Genomic DNA, 16,960 nt, shown 5'->3' with positions numbered 1-16,960 from the left:
AGCTTTCACAGTAGTACCTTTAATAGAAAGCTTTTGAGCAATGAGTTCTTCATAGCAATCGAGCTTACTTGGTTTGTTGTGATGCTTTGGCTTACCTTCGTATCCGTCATAATACTTTTTGATAGTCCTACGATCACAACCATACATCCTTGCTAGCTCAGAAAAATTTGGTTTCAAGTTGCTCAAATTTAAAATAGTGAGCTGAGTGATGACCACTGTATCCATAGAAAAATACCTCCCATGGATACAAGGTAGCATATTTAGAGGATTTGTACATTTTTATTTTCCTCTAAATGTACATTTAAATAGTATCATTTACACATGGTAACCAATTCGCAGGAAGCAAGAGAAATTTGGCAAAATTGATGTTGTTCTCTATTTTCGGTAAGTCCCAGAGATGCTAAGGATATTCCGGTCTGCTCTGACAATTCTTGCAGAGACAGACCTTTTTCTATTCTCAAATCTTTTAGTTTTTTCTGAATTGATAATTTACACTTCAATGTTTTATTTCCCTCCAAGTCACTTTCAAGATTACTGTCATATCTTAATCATGACAGGATGGAGCAGATAGGAATCAAAAACATGAGTTCCTACTATAATATAAGAGATTGGTTCGGAGACTATTATAATCGCACTTATCGAAAAGGAAATTCAATACATGAGTTGTGCCAGAAAGCAAGTTGACAGAGCCTGTGCATAGAATTAAAATGGTGTCAGAAAGCGAGGTGGCACAAGATGAAGATTACAACTCTTGATGAAGCCCTTGAAAGAATAAAGGAATTAGAAAAAGAGGTTGCCGAGCTTAAGGCGGAAAATGAAAAGCTTCGAAAGCGTAACTTCGGTGGTCGAAAAAAACATGATGAAGCTTGGATGGCAGCATACAATGATTTCATGTTGAAGTATGAGAATGGCATGACTCTTTCAGAGATTGTAGCAGAGGGTGATGTAAGCAGGAGGACTGCTTATCGTTATCTGGCTTATTATAAAGAATTGCAGAAAAAGATTGAAAAATAAAATAACAGTGGAATAGATCACATATTAACCATTTTACTGAAGTCAGTAAAATGGTTAGAGCTACAGGAGGATAAAGGTTTGGAAAAGAAAACTATAGAAATCTATAAGAAAAAGTTTGATGATATTAGGCATGAAGAAAATGGTGTAGAATTTTGGCGAGCTCGTGAAATAATGGAATTGTTGGAATATGCTAAATGGCAAAACTTTGAAAAAATAGTTGAAAAAGCTCAAATCAGCTGTTCAAACAATGGAATTGAAGTTTCAGATCATTTTGCTAGCGTTGGTAATATGGTTGAAATTGGAAGTGGAGCTCATCGTGAAAGAGGTGATTACATGCTCACTCGTTATGCCTGCTATCTCATTGCTGAGAATGGAGATCCCCGAAAGGAACAGATCGCATTCGCGCAGAGTTATTTTGCGGTGCAAACAAGAAAGCAGGAACTTATTGAAGAACGAATTGCATATATAGAAAGAACTGAAGCGCGTGGTAAGCTTAGGGAGTCGGAAAGGCGACTATCTCAGAATATCTATGAGCGTGGTGTTGACGATGCTGGGTTCGCAAGAATACGCTCAAAAGGTGATCAGGCTTTATTTGGAGGATATACCACCAAAGAAATGAAAGAACGTCTTGGCGTCAAGGACTCAAGGCCGTTGGCGGATTTTTTGCCGACACTTACAATAGCAGCCAAGAATCTTGCAACAGAGATGACAAATTACAATGTTGAAGAAAAGGATTTACAAGGGGAGTCTGCTATAACGGTTGAACATGTTGACAACAACAGTTCAGTAAGAGAGATGCTGGGGCAAAGGGGAATCAAACCGGAGAATCTTCCTCCTTCTGAGGATATTAGAAAACTGGAAAGAAGAGTACAAAAGGAAGATAAGCAACTTGCTAAGAAATCGGGGAAACTTCATGAATAGAATCAGTCTGTTTAGAACCAGAATAGTGATTGAAGACAAGGTATACTTATTAGCAAAGGATGTCTGGAAAGCACTTGGATGCAAAAGCATAGAATAGTTACAAGTTGAATATCCTGAGGAAGGCAGGCTATCAGAGCGTTAATGAATATATTGAAGATGTTGAAGACGTGGGGGTAAATCTTATGAGTTGCAATGCGCCGGGGATTAGTTTTTATATCTCACAGGATGAAGTGATAAAACTTCTTAACCCTAATATGTACAGAGATATAGTACTTATAGATGGTGACATGGATTTTGCTTATTCAAAAACAGTTACAAAAGATGCTCTAATAGAATAAAGAATATTGCTGAGGCACAGTATTATGCATGATATGAGTGCGCCTATTTTTACCATTTCCTTTAACCGGCTTGCAGAGATCGGAGTAGCGCTTGATCCGTGGCTCAGTTTCAAATTGACAATCATAAAAAGTGGTAAAAAAGACCCAGCTTACACTGTGTGTGAGCTGGGTTATCTATTTCTGGTTGATGCAGATTGTTTCCTGAATGCTGAGGGCGTCATGCCTGTATGTTTCTTAAACTGTCGAATATAGTGTTCGGAAGTATCATAGCCAATTGCCTCTGCTATAGTTGCTACAGACATAGTGGAGTTTGCAAGTAAGTCCTGTGAGTGTTCTATTCTTACAGTTCTTAGAATCTCAGTGTAATTCATACCAGTCAATTCCTTTATTAAACGAGAGGTATATTCATTTGAATAATGGAATTTCTTAGCCAAATCTGAAAGAGTAATCTCTTTATAATTCTCCTGAATGTATTGAATGAGAGCGTATCTTTGAACATCAACTCTACTGTCGAATAATGGCATTTGCACAGATTCAGAATAGTTTCTGATAATCATGTAAAAATCCAATAGCAGAGTATTGGTGATTGCTTGATAGTAGTATTCTTGCTTGTTTGTGCTTTCTGCTAACATCCAGATAAAAGATGTATTTAAGGATTCGTCACTTCCAGTTCTAAACATAATATAATCATTGGCTTTTTTTGCGTAGATATTGTTTAGAAAGAATGATGAAAGAATATTTGGTGTATTCAAAAAGCCATAAAACATAGAATGTAAGGTATCTTTTCTAAGCATAATATTGATGGCGATTGTGTCATCAAAAATGGAAATAGAATGTTTGATGCCTGGTGGAATAATGCAAAAATCACCAGTTCTCATGTTGATTGTGCTTCCAGATATTTCCTGGGTGCATTGTCCGTCATAAATATAAGTGATTTCAAAGAAAGTGTGACTATGTTCAATGGCAGGACTATATCTTTCGTGCTTCTGTACAACAATACTGTCGTTATTTGATAAGTCGAAGAAAAATGAATCCTCAAAAACTTCTGGAATGGTTTCTTCTATCTCTAAAATCAAGAAATGTTTCTTGAAAACCTCGTCCATATTTAGATTAGCAAGAAACTTGTTAAGAGCTTTTGGGTCACTTCTTGCTAAGTAATATTCTTTATAGAATTTCTCTGTTTCAGTCATATCGTAGATATGCTGTCTTAATGCTTTTGCGTCCATGGAAAGATAATATCTCAAAAAAATCGACATGTCAAAATAAATCATATTTATATTTATAAAAAATGAAATACATCAAAATATATCAATATAGTTGAACAATATTGTTAATTTATAAAGAGCTCAAATGATTCTATAATCAACCTGCAAGTTAAGTAAGGAGAAAGGTGTAGATGATTATGAGTGAGCCAATACTTGAAATGAAAAATATTTCAAAAAGATTTGGTAGCGTTGTAGCCCTTGATGATGTTTCACTTACAGTTTATCCAGGTGAGATAAGAGGTCTTATTGGAGAAAACGGTTCGGGAAAATCAACTATATCCTCTATAGCGGCTGGTATGCAGAAGGCAAATGAGGGCCAGATGATTTTCAAGAACAAAGAGTGGAATCCAGAGAGCATGATAGATGCCTTAACGGGTGGAATTGGTATGGTTGTTCAGGAAAGCGGCACTATTGCCGGAATAACTGTAGCGGAAAACATTTTCTTAGCAGAGTTAAAGCTTTTTAAAAATAAGTTTGGACTTGTTGATAAGAAAAAGCTTTATGAAGAAGCTGGTAAAGTTTTACAGGAAATTGGAATCAAAAACGTAAAGGCTAGTGACTTAATGGGAAGTCTTGATTTCCAGGAAAGAAAGCTTGTTGAAATTGCTAAAGTCATGATGAAAAAGCCTGACATTTTAGTAATAGATGAGACTAGTACAGCATTGTCTCATGATGGAAGAACATTGATGTATGGACTTATCAAACGACTTAAAGGAGAGAATAAATCAGTTATTTTTATTTCCCACGATTTAGAAGAAATCACTACTGTTTGTGACACATTGACAGTACTTCGCGACGGTAAGTTGATTAGAACATTTGAAAAAGAAGAATTCGATGATGATCTAATCCGAACAAGCATGATTGGACGAGAACTTCAGGGGGATTATTACAGAACTGACTTCGAAGCTACTTCTCAGGAAGAGGTTGCATTAGAAGGTAAGAATATCAATTACGGCGACAAATTAAAGAATGTTAACATCAGTCTCCACAAAGGCGAGATAGTTGGAATCGGGGGCCTTTCAACATGTGGAATGCACTATTTAGGGGAAGCTCTTTTCGGAGCATTGGAACTTGATGGTGGACAGGTGATTACAGAATCTGGCAAGGAAATCAAAAGCTGTCATAATGCTGTATCTCAAAAGATTGGATATGTATCAAAGGACAGAGATACAAAGTCCCTTTGTTTGGAAGCTAGCATCAAAGACAACATCGCTATTGCAGGAATGAATATTTTCAAAAATAATGCTGGCATGATTACAGAAAAGAATGAGAAGGATTATGTGCAGAAACAGGTTAATGATCTTTCTATCAAGTGTAGCGACATGAATCAGCAGGTGAGCCAGTTATCTGGTGGAAACAAGCAGAAGGTTGTTTTTGGAAAATGGATTGGATGTGACAGTGAAATTCTCATTCTAGATTGTCCAACACGTGGCGTTGACATCGGTGTAAAACAGGCTATGTACCAGCTGATGATAAAGCTTAAAAAACAGGGAAAAGCAATTCTTATGATAAGTGAAGAGCTTCCTGAATTACTGGGAATGAGCGATAGAGTCCTGATTATGAAGGATGGAGAAATAACAAAAGAATTTAATCGTAGCAAAGATTTGTCTGAAGCAGACGTTATTGGCTACATGATATAGGAGGTACGCTGTGAGTAAACTTAAGAAATTCAAAAATACTCAAATGCTTATAGCTACATTGCCATTGGTAGCGCTTATTGCTTTGTTTTTTATCTTTTGTGGGGTCATTCAATCATATGGCTATAGGCTTGATATGTATTTACAAATAGTTTTCAACGAGGCGGTAGTTCTTGCAGTTGTAGCAACAGGAGCAATCTTTATTTACACCTTAGGAACATTTGATATCAGCCTTGGTGCATCTACTCTTTTTGCAGCGACCCTTGGTGTTACTGTTTACAACAAGACAGAAAGCCTTGCGCTTATGATTCTTGTTTTGTTTGCAACAGGTATTGCATGCTCATTGTTTAATTCAGTTTTGGCATCAGTTTTTAACATACCTGCATTCGTAACAACTGTTGCTATGATGTCAGTTTTGTCTGCAATAGCATCTCAGATTATTACAACAGATGGTGGTGCTCTCGGTGGAATCAGTATTCCTTCAAGCGTTATAAAGCCTTATTCAGGAATCGGATTTAAAGCAATGCTATTAATTATATATTTTGCAGTTTGTTTCTATGTTTTCCAGTTAACAAAAACTGGTAGAAGAATGAAGTTTATAGGTGGTAATCCACTATGTGCTTCACTTACAGGAATTAAAGCAAACAAGTATACAATTATCGCCTTTACGATGGCAGGAATTGGTGTAGGTCTCGGGGCATTTCTTACTCTTACCTATACACCATCAGTTACAACACAAACAGCATCAAGCATTGGAATGAATATTTTTATTGCAATTGTATTTGGAGGAATGCCTATTTCAGGTGGCCCTCGTTCAAAAATCTATGCAGCCTTGATTGGTGGATTTTCTTACATGCTACTGAACGACATTTTGGAAATTGTTATTGATAGTAGCGCGGCATATGGAATTACTCAGGTGATATCTGCTTTATTCTTTATGGCAGTTGTATACATAACAAGTATGAACTACCGTACTCAGGCATTGCCAAGATAAAGGTACTAACTGCTTTGGCAGTTAAAAATAATGGTTAATTATGGAGGGATTTGAAGATGAAAAAAAGATTTGCAAAACTTATTAGCTTAGCACTTGTTGGTGTGATGAGCGCTAGTGTTTTGGCAGGATGCGGAAATTCTAATGACACAGCATCTGCATCAAAGGACGGGGTTAAAATTGGTGTCCTAGTAGCTGATGTAAGTGGCGAGGAAGCTCTTGGTTTCAGAAACTATTATGAAGAGTATATTCAGAACAACTATGACGTAACTTTCGAATATACAGATGCTCTTGAAAGTGCAGAAGATGAGAAGGCTGCAATTGAGAAGTTTGCATCTAAGGGATATGACGCAATCATTTCTCTTTCAAGCTCAGATAGAGCACAGCAGATTGAGACATGTGAAGAATATGGTGTTTACTATGCAATTGCATCAGGCGTTCTTGATGATGAGCAGTACGAACAGTACAAGGGATATGAATACTTTGTAGGCCAGATTGGACCATCAAACGAAACAGAGTTTGAAGCTGGAAAGGCGATGGGCGAGTACTACAAGGAGCAGGGAATTAGCACAGTTGCAATTTACGGTGCATTCATTCCAAACCCAATGCATGTATATCGTGCAGCAGGAATCATTGCAGGACTTGGTGACACATACGGTGGAACAGATGATATGAATGGTATGATTGGTCAGATTTTTGGAGACCAGGCTGTTGATCCATCAAAGATTGAAGGTGATGTAGAGGTAGTTGCATATCTTCAGGGATATGGTGATACAACTACAGATGAGCTTAATGCGGCAATCCAGAAGGCTCCAGAAGCTTTCTTATCAGTTGGTATGGCTACAACATTCTTTGCTCAGACATTAGCTCAGAATGATATTCAGTTTGCTGATATTGATTCATTTACAGAAATGAATTTGGATTCTATGACAAATGGAACACTTACATATCTTGCTGGTAAGTATTCTTCATCAATTGGACCTGTATTTGCACTTGTTATGAATGCAGTAAATGGAAATGTAATCCGTGACAATGATGGAAATGCAGTTTCATTAAGCCAGGGATACCTTGTAGCAACAGATATTGATTCATTCAACGAATATTATGTAACAGACAACGGAGATACACCAATTTTTGATAAGGAATCACTTGATACAATCATCGGTGATGCAGTTACTTATGATGATGTAAAGGCTCTTGTAGAGTCAAAATAGTTTTTTGGAGGCAATTATGAGCACCCTTAAGAAGATAATACATTCATTGGCAATACCCGTTTTAGTAGCAGCAATACTTGAGGGACTTTGCCTTACACAGGGACAAAATATTATTACAAATGCAAAGAGCTTTGATAATTTTGTTGTTTACACAGCAATTGTCATGATTACAACAATGGCTCTTTCTATAAATCTAAATAGTGGACGATTCGATTTTTCACTTGGTTCAATGTCAGCACTTTCATCAGTAATCGGAGCTGAAATAACATATTCAGCTCTTGCTGGTGGAAAGGGCTCTGCAGCGATGATGCTTATTGTAACAGTAGCTGTGGGATGCTTATTGGGATTAATCTCAGGAGCTATCTACGTTGCACTGCGTTTACCACCTATTATCACTTCACTTGGTGTGACTCTTATTTATGAGGGAATCATGTATACAATCACAAGTGGAAAATACCTTATGAAAGAGGTGCAGAATTCATCTATGTCTGCTTTTGCTAATACATGGGTTTATGCATTTATTATCATTCTTGTGGTGCTCATATTTATGGTTGTTGTATTTGAAAAGACAACATTCGGATATGATTACGCAGCTCTGAAAAGTGGACAGAAGGTTTCAATAAACACTGGCATTAATGAAGTTAAAAATGCGCTGATTTGCTATGGAATATGCGGGGCATTAATGGGACTTGTAGGATTTTTAAATGCTGCAAGAAACACAACAATCAATGGTGGTCAGCTTAACTTTGGAAGCATAGCAATCATGTTTACAGCATTTCTTCCAATGTTTATTGGTGGATATATCAGCCAGTACTGCAATGAAAAGATGGGATTCTTGCTTGCAGCAGTTTGTATGTCACTTTTGAATTCCACATTTGCTGTTTTTTCAAATCAAGTAACAGCTTCCATGCAATCAATTATAAATGCCGTACTTCTAGTGGTATTTTTGATTTATTTAAACAATATTAACGTGATAAAGAGATTATTTAAAAGATGAGAAATGAAAAATTATTAAAGACAGCGCTTGACCACATGCCAAAGCTGATTTATACGGATGTAAGTCCTATAAATATGACAGAGACCCAGTATCTTTCAAAGGGAGATAGCATAATAATAGATTTTGGTGACCACCAGGTGGGAAGATTAGCTTTCGATTTGAAATCAGTCGGTTCTCATGCTGATGCGCCTGCTTTTCTCAAAATTCATTTTGCAGAAAGAGAAATCGAGTTATACGAGAATCCTGCTGAATATAAAGGATGGATAAGTGCATCATGGATTGAGGAGGAGCAAATTCACGTAGATGTTATTCCATCAAGAGTGTCACTAGAAAGAAGATATTCATTTAGATATGTAAAAATTGAAGTTTTAGATATAAGTGATAAATACCAGCTTTATTTAGATAATGTGGTGTGCACTAACGAATCTTCAGCTGACGATTCTAAACTAGTTCCACTTAATTCAGATAATCAACTACATAAGGATCTTGATAGAGTTGCTATCAAAACTCTTCATGATTGTATGCAGCTAGTTTTTGAAGATGGACCAAAGAGAGATAGACGTCTTTGGATTGGCGATTTAAGAATGCAAGCATTGGCTAATTATGAGACATATCGTAATTACGATTTGGTGAAGGAATGCTTGTATTTGTTTGGTGCACTTACCAATGATGAAGAAAGAGTGGGAGCATGCATATTCCTTGAACCAGAGCCAGAGGTGGATGACACTTTCATGTTTGATTACTCCTTGTTTTTTATCAATACATTATTAGATTATTACAGACAAACAGGAGATGATTCGGCTGTAAATGATTTGTGGCATGTATGTAAAAGACAAATTGAGCTGGCAAAAGAAAATCTTGATGAAAACTATGTTGTAAGGGATTCCGATAAGCTAGGTTGGTGCTTTGTAGATTGGAACCTCATGCTTAACAAGCAGGCTAGTGCCCAGGGAATATTCCTTTATGCTTTGGAGGCAGCAATTGAGCTTGCTCAGATTACAGGAGATGTAATGGCAGAAGAAGAGTATGCCCAGGATTATCTTAAATTAAAATCAGCAGCTAATAGCTTTTTATTTGATGAGGAAAAGAAGCTATATGTTTCTGGTACAGACCGACAGGTATCTTATGCATCTCAGGTATGGATGATTCTTGGTGGAGCTGTAGAAGGAAATGGCGCTGTTAAGCTTATTGAACGTTTGCGTCAGGAAGAAAGTGCTCTAACAATGGTTACACCATACATGTTCCATAACTTTGTAGAAGCTTTGATTATGATTGGTGAAAAGAAACAGGCTTTAAAGGAAATGGAAGAATACTGGGGTGGAATGCTTAAGGAAGGGGCAGATACATTCTGGGAATTGTACAATCCTAAGAATCCAAATGAGTCTCCTTATGGCGGAACAATAGTTAACAGCTATTGTCACGCATGGAGCTGTGGTCCTACATATTTCTTAAGAAAATATTTTTGTAATTAACGAGGTTATAAATGTCAAAGATTGATTTTAAGGGGAATCCCTTTTATTTAGATGATGAGGCTGTAGAGTGGGTTGAATCTACATTTAGCGAGATGTCACTTGAGGATAAGTGTGGACAGGTATTCTGTCCAATGGGATTCAGCAGTGATGATGGAGTCCTCAACCACATTGTAGGAGATATAAAGGTAGGGGGTATGATGTATCGAAGTGGCAGAGCCGAGGAGATACAGAACACTCACAGAAAAATTCAATCAATCGCCAAGGTGCCACTTCTTCTTGCTGCCAATACTGAGGCAGGAGGAGATGGTTTGGCTTTTGAGGGAACATCCTTTGGAAAGCCTATGGCAGTAGCTGCAACAGCAGATAGCGAATATGGCTACAAAATGGGATATGTTGCCTGCAAAGAAGGTGCAGCTCTAGGTATGAATTGGTCTTTTGCACCAATCGTTGATATTAACAAGGAGTTTCACAATCCAATTACAAATGTAAGAACATTTGGAGACAATCCACAGATGGTGGTTGACTTTGCCAGCAGATATATGGATGGTGCTGATGAGAACGATGTGGCGGTTGCTATCAAACATTTCCCAGGAGATGGTATCGATGAGCGTGATCAACATATTCTTACAAGCATAAATAGCCTTTCTGTAGAGGAATGGGATGAGACCTTTGGATATGTATATAAGTCACTTATTGAAAAGGGAGCTAAGACAGTTATGGTTGGCCATATAGCTTGCCCTGCCTATGTTCGTAAATACGATAATGGTGCTTCAATAGAAAAACAGTTACTTCCTGCATCATTGTCTTATGAATTACTTACCAAATTGCTTAGACAGCAGCTGGGATTTAATGGCTTGATTTCTACAGATGCCACACCTATGGTTGGATTTACAGCTGCTATGAAGCGAGAAATGGCAATTCCTACTGCTATCCAAAATGGATGTGACATGATTCTTTTCAATAAGAGCTTAGAAGAGGATTATGGATTCCTTATGAATGGTGTGAAAAATGGAATTCTTAAGGAAGAAAGATTAGACGAAGCAGTTCTTAGAATACTTGCTACAAAGGCTTCTTTAGGCCTTCACAAAAAGCAGGCAGAAGGAACTCTTGTGCCAGGCAAAGATGCTTTGGCTGTAGTAGGTTGCGAAGAGCATAGAAAGATGGCCAAGGAAGTTGCAGATAAGGCTATTACTCTAGTTAGAGATGAGGCAAGTTTACTTCCACTTTCTGCAAAAAAATATAAGCGCATTTATTTGAATGTTATCGATAGAAATGATGATCCAAATAGCGATTTTGTAAAGATGTGGAAGGAAAAGCTTGAAGCAGAGGGCTTTGAAGTCAGGGTTAGAGATAGACGCACTCGTCTTTCTGTAATGGATTTGGCAGATCCAAGTAGAATGACTCCAGAAAAGCAGGCTCTTATGAATGAAATGTACAGAAGCGTTGCAGATATGAAGGCTGATTATGATTTATATCTGTATGTATGCAATATGGAGAATGCATCAAATAATACAACACTTCGTTTGAACTGGAATGTGTTGTTTGGACTTGGTGATGATGCGCCATGGCATGCTAGCGAAATTCCAATGCTTATGGTTTCAACAGCATATCCATATCATTTGTTTGATGCCCCTATGATGAAAACATATATAAATACCTATAGTGGCAATGAGGATTTTGTAACAGCTTGTATTGATAAAATGATGGGCCGTTCTGAGTTTAAAGGAATCAGCCCGGTAGACCCACTATGTGGAAAGGACTATATATAAAATGGAAATCAAGGGAATTATATTTGATTTAGATGGTGTAATTTGCAGCACTGATGAATATCATTATCAGGCCTGGAAGAAAATGGCTGACCATGAGGGGATTTATTTTGATAGAAAAATAAATGAAAGACTTCGCGGTGTTTCTAGAGCTGCCAGCCTGGAGATAATTTTGGAGAAAGCTGACAAGCAGTATTCAGACGAAGAAAAGCTTGAGATGATGACAAAGAAAAATGATTTATATAAAGAACTTTTGGCATCAATGACAGAAAGGGATGTATCGTCAGAGGTATTAGATACTTTAAATGCACTTAGAGCAAAAGGTTTAAAGCTTGCTATTGGTTCATCATCCCAAAACACTAAGCTGATTTTAAGTCGCATTGGTCTTTTGGATTTCTTTGACGGAATATCTGATGGAACAATAATTTCTCAGTCAAAGCCTAATCCAGAGGTTTTCATTAAAGCTGCCGGTATTATTCAATTAAGGAATGAAAATTGTTTTGTTGTTGAAGATGCTGAAGCTGGAATTGACGCAGCAGTAGCTGGTGGATTTCACAACATAGGAATAGGCAGTGCTAGTAGTTATGACAAGGCTGAGCATAAAATAAATAGCTTCAAGGAAATCATCGATTTAGTATAAGTCGATATTAAAATTCAAGCCAGTATTTTGCATTTGCGTAAAAGTTATATATCAAAACGATATGAAAACAAAAGATGGAAATGTAACAATATATACTTGCAAAAATACACTGTGTGACAAATCGCAATAATCACAAAAATTACTCCATTTATTGAAGTTATTTTGGCTAGCATTCGGATGCTGTAGCTGATATATTATTTCAGCAATATAAAAGGAGTAAAAATAATTATGAGTAAAAAAGTTTTAAGAATGTTAGCTGCTGCTCTTGTGGCTACAACGATTATGGTAAATCCAATGGTTGCAGAGGCTGGTTCAATTCTTCCAGCAGGTGGAGATACAAATTATGTTCTTCACACAGAAACAGATTTTAAAATCATGGATATGGTTTATAAAATCCAGAATGGTGAGACTGTAAATATTGAGAATGCTGCTCAGATGGCAACACTTACAAAGGTTGGCTATGCAGATTATCAGTCAGCTGGTCCTATTTCTATCACAGAAGGTAGAATGACTTATAATACTTATTGGGGCGCTGAGGACAAGGAAGTGTATGTAGTTGCACTTTCAGGAACAGAGACAATTGTTGATAATCAGACTACAACTGTTAAGGAAGATCTTCTTTCAGGATTTGAATTAAGTAATGAGTACGTAACAAACGTAAAGAATGCTATTATCGATAGAATTCCTGCAGGTAGCAATATTATTCTTGCTGGTCACAGCCTTGGTGGAATGGTTGCACAGCAGGTTGCTGCTGATAAGTACATCAAGGACAATTACGAAGTACTTAACACAGTTACATTTGGTTCACCTCTTATCAAGGGCTTCACTCGTGAAGGCATGGTAAAGAGACTTGGCGATAGCAGTGATAAGAATACATTCTACAGCATTTCTTCAGTGCTTAATATCGTATGGCAGTACGCTGGTGTTAACCATGAAGATGGTGGTTACAACGGAGATTCATCAGCTGCTCACTGTGATAGCTACTTACGTGAAGATGTTTGGGGCAGCTATGATTGCGCTGGTGAGAAGCGTGGAAGTGTTTGCGGCGTAGAAACAGGTAGCAGAATGCTCACATTAAACTTCGCTACTACATCATTTTACACATCACTTTACGGAACAACATCAGTAACTAGAACATCTATCGCTCCTAAGAAGACAACAGCTGAGTGCTATGATTTAGCTAAGCAGGCAGTTGCTGATGGATACATGTCTGAGGATGCTTTAAATCAGTTTACAACATTTGCAATAGTAACTGATGTAGCTCCTGTTGAAACAGAAGTTTCTGAGGTAATGGAGGCTGATGCAGAAGTAGTTGAAGCTGAAGCTGTAGAAGAGTCTGTAGAAACAGAGTCTGTAGATACAGAAGCAGAAGAAACAGAAGTTGTTGAGACTGAAGCTGTTGCAGAATAAGCTACAATTATAAATAAATATTTCATAAAAGAGATCAGGATTGTGTCCTGATCTTTTTTAGTTAGGCGAAAACTTGATATTATAAAGAAAAATTCACATTGAATACACTAATGTATTGCAAAAATTTGGTACATTTAATAGTAGTGCTACATTTGCAGGAAGATGTTGCTGATAGGAGAAAAGCAATGGAAGATAAATTATTCAGGTCAGCTGTACGCCGTCAACAAAGGAAAGATGAAATAAAAGAGTACTTTGAACTATGCATGGACGTGATTAATGAAAGTAATCTGTTCATGCTTCGTCGCGCCTGCATGTACATTTCTATAATTTACTTAGTGATGCTTGTGATTGCTATTGTATTTGTGCCAGGCTTCAAGTTGACATGGATACATTTTTTAATGGTACCATTAATGCTAATCCAATATCGTGTAAACGTATTTGTATTGAAGCATGAGCCTATTAGTACAGATGCAACAGGCATACTATGTTGTACTTTTTACTTTTGGTTGACTATGGTTTTCATAGCTGTTGATACAGTAGTTTATTCAGATCGGCAGGCATTTTTTATACCAATGCTTCTTTTAGTGTTTCCTATACTTTACATAGACAGAACAGATAAATATGCTTGTGAAGAAATAGTAGTCATCATAGTATATTGCATTTTTTCGTACAAGTTTAAGGAGTATATACTATTTAGACGTGATGTCTACATGGTGCTTGCAGCCTACGTTATTGCGATGGTGCTTGGCAGTCTTATTCTTGAAATGCGAAGCCGAGAAGCTCTGGCAATGCGTGAGTTAAAGGGGGAAAGCCTGATTGACAATCTAACCCATGTATATAACAAAGGAGCGCTCCTTAAGAAGATAGATAACTATTTTTTGAACAAGCAGGAAAAAGATTATTGCGCAATGATTGTACTGGATTTGGATGATTTCAAATTAGTCAATGATAATTTGGGACATAACACAGGTGATATTCTTTTGGAAAATGTGGGAAGGCTGCTGATGGAGAGTTTCAGAACGTACGATATTTCTGGCCGCTATGGTGGAGATGAATTTGTGGTACTGATGCCTCAGATGAGCGATATTAGTATTCTTCTCAGCCGATGCAAAGCGCTTCAACGCCTTTTAGCTGATATAAATGTTGGAAATGAAGAGCCAATAACAATGAGTATAGGGGCTATAATAAGCCATAATATTTGGGACAGCAATAAAGTATTCATGATGGCGGATGATGCTTTGTACAAATCAAAGATTGTTGGAAAGAACAATGTCACTATTTGGAGCGTAGAAAATGTAGACTATGAAAAACCTATATTGCTATGTGTGAACGATGGCCGTATTGATGGTGTTAATCGACTTCGCATGAACGAAGGAGATAACTATGAGATATTAGTGGCTGCAAGTGATAGTGAGGCTCTTTGCACAATCAGCCAATATCGAAAAAATATTAAGATTATATTTCTCGAAATGAATGAAACAAATGAATTTGGAATGTTAACATTGACATATCTTAAGAAACGAGAAAGTTTTAAAAATATACCAATCCTTGCTGTTGTAAAAAAACAGCGTGAGGCAGATATGGCATATGAAATGGGTGCAGATGCTGTTGTTCAATGCGATTCAGAGGATGATGTATTCAAAAAAGAAATAAGCAGACTTGTAAAAGATGATTAATTTAGGCGCATATCGTTAAGATATGCGTCTTTTGTTGTATAAAGACATAAATCCTGTTCACATAGAAATGTGGTATAGTATATAGAAAAGAGACATTACACTATAAAAGGGGAATATTATGAGCGAGGGGCAGTACATATTATCAGCACAGGAAATGCAAGAATGTGACAAAAGAACAATGACTGAGCACAGTATGCCTAGTCTGGTGCTGATGGAGCGGGCCTCCCTAAAGGTGGTGGAGGCCATCACCCAGGAATTCCCTGAAGCCAGCAAGTTTTCAGTGGTGTGCGGCCCTGGAAACAATGGAGGGGATGGAGTGGCAGTGGCACGATTGCTTCACCTAAAGGGCATGAATGTCAGATGTTTTGTTATGGGAAACCCCGATAAGTTCACCGACCAGCTAAAACAGGAAATCGCCATAGCAGAAAGCTACGGTATAACTATAGAGAATACATTTGATGAAACAGCCATAGAACAATCCAGTGTGACCATCGATGCCATGTTTGGAATCGGTCTAAGCCGTGGACTTGGAGGAGATTTCGAAAAAGCCACAGTTATCATCAATGAAAAGGCAAACAAGGTTGTGGCCGTGGATATCCCTTCCGGCTATGACGCCACATGTGGAAAGCTTCTTGGCGATACAGGCATCAGGGCAGATTTAACAGTAACCTTTGCCTATATGAAAAAGGGCTTGGTCCTTGGGGACTGCAAGGTGGCCGCTGGAAAAATAATAGTAGCTGATGTAGGTATATATCTAAAACAAGATGATATAGACTACGATATCGTCATAGATGACGGCATACTTACAAATATCAAGCCTCGCCCAGTGGACGCCAATAAAGGCAGCTGCGGCAAGCTATTAATAATTGCAGGAAGCGAAAACATTTACGGCGCCTGCTACCTGTCTGCCAAATCAGCATTAGCAGCTGGCAGTGGATTGGTGAAAATATACACTCACACAAATAACCTTGAAGCCATCAGGCAAAATCTACCTGAAGCAATGTATTTAGGCTATAATGAATATAGTGCGAAGGAGCTTGAAGCGCAGATTAATTGGGCGGATGTGATATTGATTGGCCCTGGACTTGGCACAGGAGAGGTATCAGCTGCCATTCTAAAAAGGACACTGGAAGCTTCCACAAAGCCGGTGATTATAGATGCAGATGGAATCAATCTTACGTCACAAAACCTTCAGCTTTTAAAGCAGACATCTGAAAGAATTCCAGTGATTCTTACACCACATCTCAAGGAAATGGAGCGCCTTACAGGGATAAAGGTTGCTGATATAAAAATTAATCAGGAACAGGTGGCAAAGGATTTTGCAAAAGACACAGGCTCCATTGTGGTGCTGAAAAATCACACTACAATTGTGACTGATGGCATAAATGCCTACTACATCACCAGCGGAAATGAAGCCCTAGCCACACCAGGCTCAGGGGATGTACTGGCAGGCTTGGTGGCATCACTGATGGGCCAAAAGGCTACAGAAAGTACGCTGCTTACTGTGAGTGCAGCAGCATATCTGCATGGCAAAGCAGGCACCAAGGCTGCAAAAGTCCATGGCACCCGAGGAGTTTTGGCAAGTCATATCATAGATAATTTTGAAAAAATATAAATAC

14 protein-coding genes and 1 pseudogene are annotated in these 16,960 nt (G+C 37.8%); 13 read left to right on the top strand and 2 right to left on the bottom strand.

Translation table 11 applies throughout. The features are described 5' to 3' along the window. Positions 1-225 (bottom strand): annotated as a pseudogene (locus BM097_RS07050) (hypothetical protein); the annotation flags it as partial. 510 nt (positions 226-735) lie between these two features. Here BM097_RS07050 and BM097_RS07040 point away from each other — a divergent pair. From BM097_RS07040 to BM097_RS16325, 3 genes are all read left to right on the top strand, one after another. After that, positions 736-1,014 carry a resolvase gene (locus BM097_RS07040; protein WP_090547362.1) on the top strand — a complete coding sequence of 93 codons (279 nt, stop codon included), beginning with the start codon at positions 736-738 and terminating at the stop codon, positions 1,012-1,014. 78 nt (positions 1,015-1,092) lie between these two features. Then, the gene (dinD, locus tag BM097_RS07035) at positions 1,093-1,935 is read left to right on the top strand and encodes a DNA damage-inducible protein D (RefSeq protein WP_090547359.1); all 843 of its coding nucleotides are present in this window, start codon (positions 1,093-1,095) and stop codon (positions 1,933-1,935) included. 104 nt (positions 1,936-2,039) lie between these two features. Then, the gene (locus BM097_RS16325; RefSeq protein WP_177197396.1) at positions 2,040-2,273 is read left to right on the top strand and encodes a hypothetical protein; all 234 of its coding nucleotides are present in this window, start codon (positions 2,040-2,042) and stop codon (positions 2,271-2,273) included. A 170-nt stretch (positions 2,274-2,443) separates the two neighbouring features. Here the strand turns inward: BM097_RS16325 and BM097_RS07030 are convergent, their stop codons facing one another. Beyond that, positions 2,444-3,499, bottom strand: a complete 1,056-nt coding sequence (locus BM097_RS07030; RefSeq protein ID WP_177197395.1) for an AraC family transcriptional regulator — start codon at positions 3,497-3,499, stop codon at positions 2,444-2,446. 170 nt (positions 3,500-3,669) lie between these two features. Between BM097_RS07030 and BM097_RS07025 the strand changes: the two genes are divergently transcribed. From BM097_RS07025 to BM097_RS06980, 10 genes are all read left to right on the top strand, one after another. Then, on the top strand, positions 3,670-5,178 hold the full coding sequence (locus BM097_RS07025; RefSeq protein ID WP_090547354.1) for a sugar ABC transporter ATP-binding protein: 1,509 nt from the start codon (positions 3,670-3,672) through the stop codon (positions 5,176-5,178). Between the two features lie 10 nt (positions 5,179-5,188). Further along, positions 5,189-6,169 (top strand): ABC transporter permease, encoded by a 981-nt coding sequence (locus tag BM097_RS07020; RefSeq protein WP_242944675.1) that lies wholly within the window; start codon positions 5,189-5,191, stop codon positions 6,167-6,169. A 56-nt stretch (positions 6,170-6,225) separates the two neighbouring features. Then, positions 6,226-7,380 (top strand): substrate-binding domain-containing protein, encoded by a 1,155-nt coding sequence (locus BM097_RS07015; protein ID WP_090547351.1) that lies wholly within the window; start codon positions 6,226-6,228, stop codon positions 7,378-7,380. Positions 7,381-7,396: 16 nt separating this feature from the next. Then, on the top strand, positions 7,397-8,377 hold the full coding sequence (locus tag BM097_RS07010) for an ABC transporter permease (protein WP_090547349.1): 981 nt from the start codon (positions 7,397-7,399) through the stop codon (positions 8,375-8,377). Next, the gene (locus BM097_RS07005) at positions 8,374-9,849 is read left to right on the top strand and encodes an alpha-L-rhamnosidase-related protein (protein WP_090547348.1); all 1,476 of its coding nucleotides are present in this window, start codon (positions 8,374-8,376) and stop codon (positions 9,847-9,849) included. The genes BM097_RS07010 and BM097_RS07005 overlap by 4 nt, the downstream gene beginning before the upstream one ends. An 11-nt stretch (positions 9,850-9,860) precedes the next feature. Next, positions 9,861-11,618 carry a glycoside hydrolase family 3 protein gene (locus tag BM097_RS07000; protein ID WP_090547346.1) on the top strand — a complete coding sequence of 586 codons (1,758 nt, stop codon included), beginning with the start codon at positions 9,861-9,863 and terminating at the stop codon, positions 11,616-11,618. A 1-nt stretch (position 11,619) separates the two neighbouring features. Next, positions 11,620-12,255: a beta-phosphoglucomutase gene (gene pgmB / locus BM097_RS06995; RefSeq protein ID WP_090547342.1), complete on the top strand. Its 636-nt coding sequence runs from the start codon at positions 11,620-11,622 to the stop codon at positions 12,253-12,255. A gap of 228 nt (positions 12,256-12,483) precedes the next feature. Further along, positions 12,484-13,665: a lipase family protein gene (locus tag BM097_RS06990; protein ID WP_090547340.1), complete on the top strand. Its 1,182-nt coding sequence runs from the start codon at positions 12,484-12,486 to the stop codon at positions 13,663-13,665. Between the two features lie 185 nt (positions 13,666-13,850). Further along, a complete protein-coding gene (locus tag BM097_RS06985) occupies positions 13,851-15,341 on the top strand; it encodes a GGDEF domain-containing protein (RefSeq protein WP_177197394.1) in 1,491 nt (496 codons plus the stop codon). 118 nt (positions 15,342-15,459) lie between these two features. Then, a complete protein-coding gene (locus tag BM097_RS06980; protein WP_090547335.1) occupies positions 15,460-16,956 on the top strand; it encodes an NAD(P)H-hydrate dehydratase in 1,497 nt (498 codons plus the stop codon). Positions 16,957-16,960 lie beyond the last annotated feature (4 nt).

The organism is Pseudobutyrivibrio sp. OR37 (genome assembly GCF_900113655.1).
Taxonomy (GTDB): Bacteria; Bacillota; Clostridia; order Lachnospirales; family Lachnospiraceae; genus Pseudobutyrivibrio.
The sequence above is the reverse complement of the archived record's forward strand: the minus strand, read 5'-3'. Positions and strand labels throughout refer to the sequence as shown.